Origin of the sequence: Kribbella koreensis (assembly GCF_039525325.1) — a bacterium.
Classification (GTDB): Bacteria; Actinomycetota; Actinomycetes; order Propionibacteriales; family Kribbellaceae; genus Kribbella; species Kribbella koreensis.
Genome location: NZ_BAAAHK010000013.1, coordinates 609,217 through 621,356, shown reverse-complemented (window position 1 = coordinate 621,356; position 12,140 = coordinate 609,217). Strand labels below are relative to the sequence as shown.

Below are 12,140 nucleotides of genomic sequence, written 5' to 3'. Positions count from 1 at the left end.
GCTAAACGGCCGGCTGGGCGGCGAGGAAGTTCTCGTACTGGGTCCAGACCCGGCGCCATAATGCGTCGCGGTCGGCAGCGGTGAAATGCAGTAGGGGTAGCTGGAAGAGGTCGGCGAGGACTTCGTAGTACTCGGGCTGGGAATCGATGATCTTGTTGTCGATCCGGTCTTTGTACGTTTGGGTCAGGCCGACGGAGCGTAGGGCCGCCATCTGGCCGGGGCGGCGGAGGAATGCCGAGCAGGTGCGGACGAAGGGTGAGTCCGGGGACAAGGAGAGGTGTTGGTGCTGGGCTTCGAAGTCGGTGAAGGTCGCGGAGGCCGACTCGAAGTCCATGCCGATCAGGCCGGCTCGGGGGTCGTGGTCGAGGCGCCAGCCGTCGACGAGGTCCGACTTCCGCAGCGTCAGGGTGAAGGGATCCTGGTACGCCGATGCGCCGGCCTGCAACGGCATCGGGGTCAACAGGCCGTCGCCCAACCCCGCGTCGACCAACCACGTCTCCCCGTCGAGTTCGACCGTCAACACCATGTGACTCGCGTCGACGACGGCTGGTCGGGTGGCCGTCTGGACGCCACCGCGGTGCAGCGTCACGTCGTACCCGAGTGAAGTCAGCAGGTGCGCCAGGACTCCGTTGAGCTGGAAGCAGTACCCGCCGCCTTCCCGCGCGATGATGCGCTGAGCAACCGCCTCGGGTTCCATCGGCCCACCCTGTCCGAACTGGAACTGCACCGACTCGTACGGGATGGTGCCGACAAAGGCCTCGTGCAGCTCCGACAGCCCCTCGACGCTCGGGGCAACGTGCCCGGCGGCGTACGAGGTGGCATGCGACGCGAGGCCGATGCGATGCAGGAAGGCGGCGGTGTCCATGGGCTGAGCCTACGAGCCCCATGGGTGCTTGCGGTTGACTTACCTGGCAGGGTGGACGCCATGACCTCGGAGCAGATCTATGTCGGCAGTTACACCCTTCGGGACGGTGGCGGTGAAGGCATCGGGTTCGGTACCACGGAGGAGTTGCAGGTCGCCGCGGCGACCGCCAATCCGTCGTTCCTGACCATCTCGGCCGACGGCCGGTACCTCTACGCGACCAACGAACTGCCGTCCGGCCGCGTCAGCGCGTTCGCGATCGCGGACAGTGGCGTGCTGGAGTTCCTCAACCACCAGCCGACCGGCGGCGCCGACCCGTGCCACCTGGAGATCGACCCGTCCGGCAAGTTCCTGTTGTCGGCCAACTACAGCTCCGGCTCGATCGCGGTCCACCCGATCAAGGAAGACGGTTCGCTCGGCGACCCCAGCCAGATCCTGCAGCGCGAGGGCAGCGGCCCGAACGAGGAGCGCCAGGAGGGCCCGCACGCCCACCAGGTCACCTTCGACCCGTCCGGATCGTTTGCCTTCGACATCGATCTCGGGTCGGACAGCGTATACGTCTCGACGTTGAGCAAGGAGGGCCGGCTGGAAGAGGTGAGCCGGCTGCAGACCCACCCGGGCGCTGGGCCGCGGCATCTGGCCTTCCACCCGGGCGGCCATGCGGCGTACCTGATCAACGAACTCGACTCGACGCTGATCGTGCTCAGCCACGCCGAGGGCAAGCTGGCGATCGCCGAGACCGTGTCGACGCGGCCGGACGGCGCCGAGGGCGACAACTTTCCGGCCGAGGTACTGGTGTCGGCCGACGGCCGCTTCGTCTACGGCTCGAACCGCGGTGACGACACGATCGCGGTCTTCGAGACCGGCGCCGAAGGCCTCGAAGCCGAGCTGATCCAGACAATCAGCTCCGGCGGGACCTGGCCGCGGCACCTCGCCTTCAGCAAGGATGGCTTGCAGCTGTACGCCGGGAACGAGACCTCGGACACCATCGCGGTCTTCACCGTCGACCAGAGCAGCGGCGCCCTCACCGCAACGGGGACGCCGCTGAACTGGCCGAAACCGGTCTGTGTCCTGCCTTACTAGTCAGATCGCGACGAGCTTCTCGAAGAAGAACTCGTGCTTGAGGAACGACACGTCGTACTCGTGACCCGGCTGCGGCGGCAGCAGTTGCGCGGCCTGGAAGAGCCGCCAGCCGTCCTTGAGCGCGTCGAGTCCGCTGGCGTACGGCGGGACGTCGGAGTCACCCGTGGTGGGTGTCGTCGCACCGGTCCCGTCGTACGTCGACCAGCCGACCGTGCGCGAGTCCAGCGCGGATGAGGCCAGGTAGAGCACCAGAACCTGCTGGCGCACAACCTGCTCGCCGATGGCCTGCAGGCCGAGAGCTTGCTGGTCGGGGGTGATGCTCATGCCATCTCCTTCTTCGCTGCGTGCGGGTTGAGGCTGCGCTGGGCGACGACGCGGCGCGGACGGTTGGTCACCCGGGTGACCCAATAGTCCGGGTCGTAGGTGTCATCGCCGGTGAGGGCCTGCCACAGCTTGACCCGGTTGTAGATCTCCAGCCGGCCGGTGGCGTTCTCGTACCAGGGGAAGTACTGGCCGAGCTCCTGCGCGACGGCGTCGTCATACAGGTCGTCGGTGTTCCACAGCCGGACCTGGCGGACGGTCGGGTTGAAGCGGATCTTGAACATGTACCGGTCGATGGCGCTGTCGTTCTTGCGGCCGCCGTGCCAGATGCCGTGGTGGAGCAGCACGACCGTACCGGGCGGGCAGGTGAGCCGGGTCTGGCCGAGCAGGTTCTGGTACCGGCCGGTGTCGGACTCGTTGGTGCGGCGCAGGTGGCTGCCCGGGACGCTGAGGGTGCCGCCCATCTCGAGCGTCACCTCCTGCGGGTAGTACATGAGCTGGACGTCGAAGGCGTCCTCGCGGACGTCGATGATCGCGTCGCCGTGCAGGTTCTGCGCCTCGCCCTCGTGCGCCTTGCGGATGTGCACGGCGTGGTGGTCGACGGTCGGCTCGGGGCCGACCAGGCTGTGGATGGCGCCCGCGATCTCGGGCAGCTGCACCAGCCGCTGGACGAACTCGCTGTCCACGAACGCCTCCGACAGCGGGGTGCCGTACGGGACGCCGGGAATGCCGGCCTTCAGGACGTCGAGCGCCTGCTGGTTCATCTCGTCGGGCACGACGGCGTCCATCCGGAACGCGCCGGTGGCGACGAAACTCGCCATCTGGACGGAGGTGAGGAGGTTCTTGCGATGCGGATGCGGCATGTCTCTCCCTTTCGGGGCGACTAGTGCTGGTGGTTGCTACTCCTCCAGGCTAGGTTTCCTCGCGCTGTGTTTGTGTGGGTTGTGTTCACCACTGGTGGTAATTTCTCACCATGATTCCGTTGCACCTGACCGAGCCGCCGGAGCTGGTGAACGTCGGCGTCGGGGTGCACGGGGTGCGTGGTCTGCGGGATGTGTTCCGGCTGCCGGATCTGTGGCAGTTCCACCTCTACGGGTACTCGGCCGACCTGACGGTGGGCGGTACGACGTACCCGGTCGCCCCTGGATCGGTCAGCCTTACGCCTGCCGGAGTACCGGTGCAGTTCGACTACCGGGGTCGCTCGGAACACCTCTTCGCACACTTCCGGCCGCGGATCGCCGGCGAGCCGTCATACGTGCCTGTCGTCCAGGACGCCGGTACTACGGCCCCTGTCCTCTCCGACATGCTCCGCTCAGCCATCGGGGCCTCACCAAGCGGCTCTCCTCGGGTAGTGGCCGAGGTGTGGGCCGCGCTGTGGCGGGTCGCCCAACTGTCCGCGCCCCTGACCGAAGGCGGCGTAGCGGCCGGCCACTCGGCAGTGGCGGCAGCGATCAGCTACATCGAGGCCAACCTCGCACGGGCTCTCACTGTGCCCGCCCTAGCCGCCGCAGCCGGCGTATCCCACAACCACCTCACCAGACTCTTCCGCACCGAAACCGGCATGACAGTAGTCGCCTACATCCGCCAACGTCGCATGGCCCGAGCGCGCCATCTCCTTGTCTCCACCACGCTCTCCATCCCTGCAATAGCCGCCACTGTCGGCATCCCCGACCTACAGGCCTTCAACAAGACCTGTCACCGCGAACTGGGCGGCGCGCCACGCGCAGTACGGGCTGGAAATGCGGTGGCCGCTGGTACTCGGCCGGTCTAGCGTTCGGGTCATGTACGAGCTGATCCCGGTGGCTGCGGCGCCCGAACTGGATGCGGAAGCGGAGCAGCGCTTGGTGGAGGAGTGGCCGGAGTTCATCTTCCATGACGACGTGGTGAGCCAGTACCGCGATCGCCGCCGCTCCTACTTCTCCGACTGGGAGTTCTACCTCGTAGACGACACCCGCCGCCTGATCGGCGGCTGCTGGGGCGTCCCCCTCCCCTGGAACGGCACCGTCCCCGACCTCCCCGGCGGCTTCACCGACTCGTTGGTCCGCTCGGTCGACTCCTACGAGGCAGGCGCCGAGCCGGACACCTTCGTCCTGATGGCCGCCGCCGTCCGCAACGACGAACAAGGCAAAGGCCATGCCAGCCGAGTGATCACCGCCGTCAAACAACAAGCCCTGACCCGCGGCCTCACGCGCATGATCGCCCCCGTCCGCCCCACCCTGAAATCCAGCTACCCCTTGACCGACATTGCCGAGTTCATGACCTGGAACCGCGAAGACGGCCTCCCCCTGGACCCCTGGCTCCGCACCCACATCCGCCTAGGCGCCACCCTCCTGGCCCCCGCCCCCACCTCCCAAACCATCACCGGCACCATCCCCGAGTGGGAGTCCTGGACCGGCCTCGCCTTCCCCTCCACCGGCACCTACGTAATCCCGAGCGGCCTAACCACCCTCGCCATAGACAAGCCCTCCAACACCGGCCTCTACACAGAACCCAACATCTGGCTCCGCCACGCCTAGCTCAGGGCCTGTACTACGAGGCCGTCTGGGCCGAGGACTTCTTGGAGGATCTCCAGGGACTCTGCACGGTCGGGGCCGGTGATGGCTTGTTCGGCCCAGAGGGCTACGTCTTCCAGGGCTCGGGCTGAGCGGTAGTAGGTGAGGCGGGTGGGGTCTAGGGCGGCTGAGCCGTAGCCTGCGAAGAAGGCGGCTCGATCTGCTTCGGTGGTGGGGCCCAAGGAGCCCATGCCGCCGAGCATGAAGAGGAGGTCTTGCTCGATGGGGGCCAATACCGCGTCGTCCCAGTCGATCAAGTAGAGCTGCTCGGGCGTGACGAGCGCGTTGCCCAGGTGCGGGTCGGCATGGCAGATCACGCGGGGGCCTGGAGCCGGGGGCTGGGCGGTGCGCTCCACGAGGGCGTCGACCGCGCCCTGGTGGGCCAGCCAGGTGGTGGCGAGCTCAGCCTCCAGGTCGTCCTCAGGAGCCCGCGTGGCGAACCTCTGGCCGAGTTCACCGGCCAGGGCCGGCATGCGGGCGTTGATGGGGTTGAGGGGCGGCAGTAGCGCTCTGAGCCGGTCCGGTACCGCCTGAGAATGCACCTCGGCCAGCAGTCCGCCGTACTGCCTCCACTGGTCCGTGGTGAGCCCCGTCTCGGATGCGCGGGCTCCGTCGATCCAAGGGGTCAGGGAGAGGCGCCTGCCTTCGCGGGTCGTCCAGAGGGCGCCGGTGGAGGTCCTGATGGGAGCTGGGACGCCACGGACGCCGGCCTCAGCCAGGTACGACGTCACCTCGTACGCCGCCGTCGTGCCGCCGGAGGTCCACTTCACGGCGTACTCACTGCCGCCAACCGCGGTAGCTCGCCATACTTCCGCGGCGTTGTCCGCACCATGGCGGACGCGGATCAGCGTCACGAAGTCGATCCCGAAGTCAGCCGCGAGCCACTCCCTCACGGCCGCGGGTCCACCGTCCGCAGCAAGTTGATCATCCCTTGCAGACTCCGCAGCTGTTCGGTCGTCAAAGGATCGGCCGAGAAGTGCATCAACTCGTTGCGCACCTGGCGCACGGCCTCCAGGGCACCGAGGAACAGTTGGTGATCCAGACTCCACTTCAGGCAGCTGAAATTCTCCTCCGCCCTCAACAGATGACCATAGGCACCGAAGGTGAGGTTCGCGGCCGAGGAGATGTTTGGCTTCCTCGTCAGCGTCCGCAGGACCGCGAGGGTGAAAGCTTCATCGACACGTCTACGCAAGCGGCGCTCGATCTCCTCGATCAACGCAATCGGCCTGGCAATCGACGCGAACTGCAAGGTCACATCGCCGGCCGTGACAATGCCGGTGATGCTAACCCGGTCGGGACCGCGCACCAGGACATAGCCCGTGGTGTAGATGTCGTCGACGTGGGCCAGCAGGTCAGCGTCGTGATCGACAATCCTGGCAGCGACTGTCGCCTCAGCCAGAGTGATGTTCTGGCGCGCGACACTCGCTCTGGCGATCGACTCCCAGCTGACCGCTCGAACACCGCCCGGTCTGCCCTCGTGCGCTACCTCGAAGACTGCGAGTTGTGAGTAGTCGTGCGCGAGCATTCGGGTGACTGCGACGGCCAGAGGCTGGTTCGAGTCCACCCCGACGACCTCGCGATTCGCTGACTCCAGATCGCCAACCCTCAAAGAAACAGGCGGTAGCTCGTCAGCCGGCAGTATCTCCTCAATACTCAATGGATCTGCTGGTACCGCCACGGCTCCTTCTGCCGGCTCGGGCTCGGAGCTGACCCGGACAAGTCCGACTGCGTTGTCTATCCACCCTTCGGTGAACGGAGGAACGGTGGTCAGGCCGCGATCGGCGAGTTCGGCCTCGACTACGGCCACATTCCCCGCCGTGCGGCGACCGACGCCCCAGTGTCCCAGCAGCTCACGGATCGTGAGTCGAGGAGGCTCAGTGGCGTTCGCAGCTCGATCCAACAACTCGTCGCGGCTGGAAGGAACCCCGTCACCTTGATCTCGGCCTGGGTCGGCGCCAGTTTCGGCCAGGCCTGCGATCCGCCGTACAGCGTCATGTCGCTTGAGCCCGAATACGGTCAGCATTGAGCCCATCGAGCTGTGCAGATCTGGCTGCACAGCGTCACGTAGTACGTCTGTCCGCGCCCAGTTGACGGGCCGAACATGCCGAAAACCCGGTGGCGCGTCGGGCCGATACTCGTACGCACCGGCCACCGTACCGATGGCGAGTCGCTCACGGTTTTTCAGCGGTACGACGAGCAGGTCGCCTACACGTATGCGCGAGATGAATCGCCAAAGCTGGCCGGTCCAGTTCCCGATTACCGCATTGCTTCGATCGGGATACGTACTGCGTACGACCGCGCGGAGTTCAGCGCGCGACGAGACTTCCGAGAGATCGCCGAGTTCCATCCATCCGGCGATCGCCAAGCCCTCCTCGACCGCAGCATCTGCTCGCTCCCCATCGCGGCCCGCGCGCACCATCCACGCAGCTCTGTCTTCCCCCACAGCTCCCCCTCAGGCTTCGTGCGGACAGTGATATCAGTCACTACTGTCCGTGGCAATGGAGGAGCGTCGATGCAGTGGTCGGCCCGCGCCGCCGACCGGCTTGGTCAGCCGGCGCGGCGTCAGGGTTCGGCCCGCTGAGGGGCTCTGTCAGCGGTAGTTGACGAACTGGACGGCGAAGTCGAGGTCCTGGCCCTTGATCAGGGACTGGACGGCCTGCAGGTCGTCGCGGCTCTTGCTGGAGACGCGCAGCTCGTCGCCCTGGATCTGCGCCTTGACGCCCTTGGGGCCCTCGTCGCGGATCAGCTTGGAGATCTTCTTCGCGTTCTCCTGGCTGATGCCGGCGCTGATGGTGGCCTGCAGCTTGTAGATCTTGCCGGACAGCTTGGGTTCGTCGACCTCCAGGCCCTTGAGCGAGATCTGCCGCTTGACCAGCTTGTCCTTCAGCACGTCGAGGACGGCGTTGCAGCGCTCCTCGGTGTTCGCCTGCATGTCGATCGCCTCGCCGGACAACTTGATCTCGGCGCCCACGTTCTTGAAGTCGAACCGCTGGCTGATCTCCTTGGCCGCCTGGTTCACGGCGTTGTCCACCTCCTGCTGGTCGACCTTGTTCACGATGTCGAAGGAGGACTCCGAAGCCATGGGCACGTCCTTTCTGAAGCTAACTGTCGTAACCGATTTGCTGTCAGGGCCACTGTCTGTTGTATCGTCTCTCACGCCGGTTCACGAACCGGCAGCACCCTGGCGGGTTGCCCGAGTGGCCAAAGGGAGCAGACTGTAAATCTGTCGGCTTATGCCTACGCAGGTTCGAACCCTGCACCCGCCACAGGAGCTGAGCAGCCCCTGGCCTGGACTCCAGGTCAGGGGCTGCTTCTTTCGGTCGAGCATCGACTGCGGTCTACGAGTTCGCTACGTCCCGTGCTGGGCATCCAACGAGCAGGCGGGGCCGCTATCTCGGATCCACTTGTTGGCAGCCTGGAGCCCAGAGCTACCGGTGGTGTAAGGCAGGACACATTGGGCCGCGAGCGACAGGGATCAACCCCGCACCATCTGGCTAGCGCTGGGTCGCGGCCTACTCGCCATCGTCGCGGGCTACGGCGTGGCCGGTGACGCTCTCGATCACCGATACCACATCCTCTAGCCGGCGAGCGACGAACCCCACGTAGTCGTCTTCCCGCATTGGGTCGTCGTCGTCGTTGGCATCGATTAGTTGGGATCCCAGAATTTCGACGAGTTCCTTTTCGCCCACGGTATCACGAAGATCAGCGAAGTAAACGCTCGGCGCCTTTGCGCCAATGGCCTTGTTAGTAACAGGATCGATCAAGGCTCGATTGAGAGCAAGCTCCGAGTTCGCGGCTTTACCGCTATCATCTTTCATTCCCGCCAAGAAGGCCTTCGGAAAAACATGGTGCGAGTCGATTTTATCCGCTCGAACGCGATCTGCAGTAAGCTTCAAACCGGTATGAAAGTCGCGAGCGCCGGCTGTGACAGTCAAGGCTAGGAGGCCTGCATATAGCGCCTTTCGTCTAGTCGTGGCGGCCTTCAAAGTTGACGCGGACAGACTGAAGGAGGCCACTGCTTCTGGCGCCTCCTTACTCGGATCGAAAAGCCAGTACTTCAGTTTCGAATAGTCAGCACTAGCCTGACTATTGGCGCCTTGATCGTAGTTTGTCGAGAAAACCGTACACCAGAAGAACTTCTTTAACCTGCCTAGAATATTGACTTGCTCAGGGCCCTTGACTTTTGCGATGTCTTCCCAGACGGCGGCCATCGGAACCAAGATCATCGAGTAAGGCAGGAGCCTTGGCGTGACCACACCGCATTCTGCCTGCAGCAATTCGAGGGAACGAGCGAAGCCGCGGGCGACCGCGTCCCAATGTGCCTGAACGTCGGCGGCCGTCAATTTTCTCAGCACATCGCTCCGCTGGGCCGAATTATGTGCTCTCAGAGTTACGGCCTGCAGGAGGCTGTAGGCATCGACCGCGAAGTCCCCCAGGATTTCATGATCTACCAACGCCTGGTCCCACAAGTCGCGCAGATGAACCTTATCCGGGTAGTATCGGGCCGTTAGCAATTCAAATGGCCCTAGTGCCTTCCCCGTGCTATTCAGAGTCTCGAAAACTGTTGCGACTGCCTCTATCTTGGTGGTACTTGGCAGCGTTACAACCGGGAAGCCATAAGAACGCAACGGAGTCAAATAGCGTTCGCGAAACCTTCGCAAAAGAGCCTTGGTTGCTTTCTCGTCCATTTCACTGGAGTAATGCTCAGCATATTCATCAAGCCATTCGTCAAAATTTCGATGCTCATCGACAGCGATTACGTGGGCGGCAATTCTTGCCGCCCTGGTTTCCAGATTCTTCGCTTCCTTGGATTCAACGGGATACCAAAATGCGGCAGCTTCGAAATCGATTTCCTCTTGATCGCGTAGACGCCCGTCGATACTCGCCTCACTGGGCAAAGTCAAGAACTCCTGGATCGAAAGGAAAAACCTCTCGTCGCCCGCATTATTTAGCGCCCGATAGAGCGAGGTAAGCCTCTGCTGCCCATCCAGAATCAACTCTTGCGGATGCGTCGTACGAGTAGGCGCGCCTTCGATCGAGCGCCAGCCGAACATATTGTTATCTGCGCCGATTGCCCAGAACAAGAATGTGCCCGCCGGGAAGCGTGACATCATCGAGCGAAGGAGTGTTGCCGTCCTCCGCGGCTCCCACGTAAAATCCCGTTGAAAGTCGGGGATCGCCAGCGAGCCCGCATCGATCCGCTGCAGCAGGTACTCAAGATGCGCTGGATTGGCTTGGAAAACCGGATCTGCGTCGTACGCGCCCACCATGTTGCGAACCTTTCATTCAGGACAGCGAGCTAGCAGCTTAGTACCTCAGTCACACGATATCCATCGTCTCAGCGGCGTAGTCGCCCAATTCCTGATATGACGACCGACGATTTCCATCTCTGCAAGGGATATGCCTGAAACCTCTCCAAGACAGGGCAACCGTCGAGAGGCTCGGGATAGGGGGCCCGGCGACTCACCAAACATAGCTGCCGGTCAGACTCCGCCCCCTCGCTCAGGCCCATGTCCAGCCATCGCGCTGCGATCGCTACTCTCTGCATGGCGCACAAGCTGGCCAGCCGACCTACACACCATCTTCGGCGTGACTCGCGAGCCGGGCGTGGGAATAGCAGCAAGGACACCTGGAGTTGTACCAAAGTCTGGTTGGCTAGAGGTAGGAGAGAGCGGGCGATGAAACCCACCGAGTTCGTGAAGGTGAACAGTCAGTTCTGGGGGGAGCACCTCAAGAGCGTGAGTGAGCACCTGCCGGGGAGTCATGGGCGCGAGTTGGTGGGGCCGTTGCTGTATCCGCGGCAGTTGGTGCTGACGGAGACGCCGGACTGGAACATCCTGGAGCTCGTCGGAGTGACGAAAGAGTTCCGGTCGCTGGACGTCCGGCGGCAGAAGGCTGCGGGGATCGACGAGTACTTCGGTGCCGCAAAGGACCAGGCCGGTACGGTCGTGGTGCTGCGGAACGACGACCGGTACCAGGACGCGACGATCGCGACGGAGTACGGCCGCGCAGCCCTGGACAGCCGGTACCCGAGCGCTGAGCGAATCATCGGCCGCGAGCTGGTCGGCACCGGTGAGAGCAAGCTGCTGAGCTTCACCCCGGGCAACTACACGACGCTCGAGCGCGTACTGCTCGCCTCCAGCGTCGACACGTCCGTGCGGGTCCGCTGGACCTTCCTCGCGATCGCGATCCACCGCTCCGAGCCGGCCGACAAGTACCGCCAGTACCTGCAGCAGCTGGTCAACGAGGCCGCTCACCTCGACCCGATCGGCACGCTCGCCGTGCCGCGCGGTCAGGTGGAGGAGTTGCTGAAGGCCGAGCCGTTCGGGGCGACGTACCAGCACGGGCTGCACAAGACGACGGTCGGCGAGTTCCTGCAGCAGCACGAGGAGATCCTGCTGTCCGCGTTCAGCGCGACGCAACTGGTCCGCGAACCGGTGCTCGAAGCAGCAGACGGTACTTCGGTGACGCCCGACTTCATCCTCGAGCGCGAGGACGGCAGCCACATCATCGGCGACCTGGCCCTCCCCCTGCTCGAAACGGGCAAGGACGGCAAGAAGCGCCGTCGCTCGACCACCGCGCAGGACGGGGTCGCCCGACTCACGCAGTACGGGGAGTACTTCGCCAACGCGGAGAACCAGGCGTTCGCGAAGACGAAGTACAACGTGGAGGTCACCGACCCCCGCAAGCTCCTCGTCCTAGCCACCAACGAAACCACCACCGAGCCCGGCGTCGAACTGGTCGACTACGACACCATCCTGCGGCTCGCCCTCGCTGCTAAGTAGAACTGAGCTCCACGACAGCGGCTGCGGCATTGAGGCCGACGACCTTCCTGAGGTCATCGCGTCCTTCTTGCCCCAGCTGCTGCCGCCGGCAGCCCTGATGAGCAGGCCACCAGCGGGGTTGCGGCCCTGCCCGCCCGGCCAACATCGGGGCTGCAATCTCGCGCGCCCACCGGCAGGTTCTCGGGCTGCTGGCATGAAGCATCACGTCAGCGGCACCAAAACCTGCCAGCGAACGCTGTTTCTTCGCCGACTGACGCTCCACAGGTCGCCAGCGGGCGAACAACCCGCCAGCCAGCTCCAGATCAGCCTGGATGGACCCGTGAGATCCTGGTTCAGGCTCGCCAGGTCGCCCTGCGCCGACGTCAACTCGCCGATCGTCGAGCACATCACGTCGGACCGGATGACGAGCACCCGCGTCGGCACCGGCGTCGTGGTCGGGGCACTGGACGGCTGCGGCGCAGCGCCCTTCTCCTCAGCCGGGCTCGAGCACCCGGTCAGTACGAGCAGCAGTCCCAGTACGGCGACTCGATGAACCTT

At 64.5% G+C, this 12,140-nt stretch carries 12 protein-coding genes and 1 tRNA gene; 6 read left to right on the top strand and 7 right to left on the bottom strand.

Features of this window, described 5'->3' with window-relative positions:
* Position 1: 1 nt before the first annotated feature.
* Positions 2-865 carry an arylamine N-acetyltransferase family protein gene (locus tag ABD116_RS27190; RefSeq protein ID WP_343976127.1) on the bottom strand — a complete coding sequence of 288 codons (864 nt, stop codon included), beginning with the start codon at positions 863-865 and terminating at the stop codon, positions 2-4.
* 60 nt (positions 866-925) lie between these two features.
* Between ABD116_RS27190 and ABD116_RS27185 the strand changes: the two genes are divergently transcribed.
* The gene (locus ABD116_RS27185) at positions 926-1,945 is read left to right on the top strand and encodes a lactonase family protein (protein WP_343976124.1); all 1,020 of its coding nucleotides are present in this window, start codon (positions 926-928) and stop codon (positions 1,943-1,945) included.
* Here ABD116_RS27185 and ABD116_RS27180 read toward each other — a convergent pair whose 3' ends face one another.
* Together ABD116_RS27180 and ABD116_RS27175 are read right to left on the bottom strand one after the other, a co-directional pair.
* Positions 1,946-2,269, bottom strand: coding sequence for a hypothetical protein (locus tag ABD116_RS27180; RefSeq protein WP_343976121.1), 324 nt, complete (start codon positions 2,267-2,269; stop codon positions 1,946-1,948). It lies immediately after the preceding gene.
* Positions 2,266-3,129, bottom strand: a complete 864-nt coding sequence (locus ABD116_RS27175) for a phytanoyl-CoA dioxygenase family protein (RefSeq protein WP_343976118.1) — start codon at positions 3,127-3,129, stop codon at positions 2,266-2,268. Before ABD116_RS27175 ends, ABD116_RS27180 begins: the two co-directional genes overlap by 4 nt.
* Before the next feature lie 110 nt (positions 3,130-3,239).
* On the opposite strand from ABD116_RS27175, the gene ABD116_RS27170 reads away from it, so the two are divergent.
* Both ABD116_RS27170 and ABD116_RS27165 read left to right on the top strand, forming a co-directional pair.
* Positions 3,240-4,037 (top strand): AraC family transcriptional regulator, encoded by a 798-nt coding sequence (locus ABD116_RS27170; protein ID WP_343976115.1) that lies wholly within the window; start codon positions 3,240-3,242, stop codon positions 4,035-4,037.
* Between the two features lie 10 nt (positions 4,038-4,047).
* A complete protein-coding gene (locus tag ABD116_RS27165; protein ID WP_343976113.1) occupies positions 4,048-4,782 on the top strand; it encodes a GNAT family N-acetyltransferase in 735 nt (244 codons plus the stop codon).
* On the opposite strand, the gene ABD116_RS27160 is transcribed toward ABD116_RS27165, so the two are convergent.
* From ABD116_RS27160 to ABD116_RS27150, 3 genes are all read right to left on the bottom strand, one after another.
* Positions 4,779-5,711 (bottom strand): phosphotransferase enzyme family protein, encoded by a 933-nt coding sequence (locus tag ABD116_RS27160; RefSeq protein WP_343976110.1) that lies wholly within the window; start codon positions 5,709-5,711, stop codon positions 4,779-4,781. The genes ABD116_RS27165 and ABD116_RS27160 overlap by 4 nt on opposite strands.
* Positions 5,708-7,237, bottom strand: a complete 1,530-nt coding sequence (locus ABD116_RS27155; RefSeq protein ID WP_343976107.1) for a restriction endonuclease — start codon at positions 7,235-7,237, stop codon at positions 5,708-5,710. The genes ABD116_RS27160 and ABD116_RS27155 overlap by 4 nt, the downstream gene beginning before the upstream one ends.
* A 171-nt stretch (positions 7,238-7,408) precedes the next feature.
* Entirely contained in the window at positions 7,409-7,900 is a 492-nt protein-coding gene (locus ABD116_RS27150) for a YajQ family cyclic di-GMP-binding protein (RefSeq protein ID WP_343976105.1), read from the bottom strand.
* Between the two features lie 101 nt (positions 7,901-8,001).
* Here ABD116_RS27150 and ABD116_RS27145 point away from each other — a divergent pair.
* Positions 8,002-8,084 (top strand) — tRNA-Tyr (locus tag ABD116_RS27145).
* Positions 8,085-8,330: 246 nt separating this feature from the next.
* Here the strand turns inward: ABD116_RS27145 and ABD116_RS27140 are convergent.
* Complete coding sequence (locus ABD116_RS27140) at positions 8,331-10,088, bottom strand: GmrSD restriction endonuclease domain-containing protein (protein WP_343976102.1); 1,758 nt, start codon at positions 10,086-10,088, stop codon at positions 8,331-8,333.
* Between the two features lie 408 nt (positions 10,089-10,496).
* On the opposite strand from ABD116_RS27140, the gene ABD116_RS27135 reads away from it, so the two are divergent.
* Together ABD116_RS27135 and ABD116_RS27130 are read left to right on the top strand one after the other, a co-directional pair.
* A complete protein-coding gene (locus ABD116_RS27135; RefSeq protein ID WP_343976100.1) occupies positions 10,497-11,603 on the top strand; it encodes a hypothetical protein in 1,107 nt (368 codons plus the stop codon).
* Between the two features lie 319 nt (positions 11,604-11,922).
* Positions 11,923-12,135, top strand: coding sequence for a hypothetical protein (locus tag ABD116_RS27130; protein WP_343976097.1), 213 nt, complete (start codon positions 11,923-11,925; stop codon positions 12,133-12,135).
* Positions 12,136-12,140: the final 5 nt, after the last annotated feature.

What these genes read in the sequence shown, in the direction of transcription:
- ABD116_RS27150 (WP_343976105.1), bottom strand. Translation starts at nt 7,900, where the DNA reads ATGGCTTCGGAGTCCTCCTTCGACATCGTGAACAAGGTCGACCAGCAG.
- ABD116_RS27190 (WP_343976127.1), bottom strand. Translation starts at nt 865, where the DNA reads ATGGACACCGCCGCCTTCCTGCATCGCATCGGCCTCGCGTCGCATGCC.
- ABD116_RS27180 (WP_343976121.1), bottom strand. Translation starts at nt 2,269, where the DNA reads ATGAGCATCACCCCCGACCAGCAAGCTCTCGGCCTGCAGGCCATCGGC.
- ABD116_RS27175 (WP_343976118.1), bottom strand. Translation starts at nt 3,129, where the DNA reads ATGCCGCATCCGCATCGCAAGAACCTCCTCACCTCCGTCCAGATGGCG.
- ABD116_RS27185 (WP_343976124.1), top strand. Translation starts at nt 926, where the DNA reads ATGACCTCGGAGCAGATCTATGTCGGCAGTTACACCCTTCGGGACGGT.
- ABD116_RS27140 (WP_343976102.1), bottom strand. Translation starts at nt 10,088, where the DNA reads ATGGTGGGCGCGTACGACGCAGATCCGGTTTTCCAAGCCAATCCAGCG.
- ABD116_RS27170 (WP_343976115.1), top strand. Translation starts at nt 3,240, where the DNA reads ATGATTCCGTTGCACCTGACCGAGCCGCCGGAGCTGGTGAACGTCGGC.
- ABD116_RS27135 (WP_343976100.1), top strand. Translation starts at nt 10,497, where the DNA reads ATGAAACCCACCGAGTTCGTGAAGGTGAACAGTCAGTTCTGGGGGGAG.
- ABD116_RS27165 (WP_343976113.1), top strand. Translation starts at nt 4,048, where the DNA reads ATGTACGAGCTGATCCCGGTGGCTGCGGCGCCCGAACTGGATGCGGAA.
- ABD116_RS27155 (WP_343976107.1), bottom strand. Translation starts at nt 7,237, where the DNA reads ATGGTGCGCGCGGGCCGCGATGGGGAGCGAGCAGATGCTGCGGTCGAG.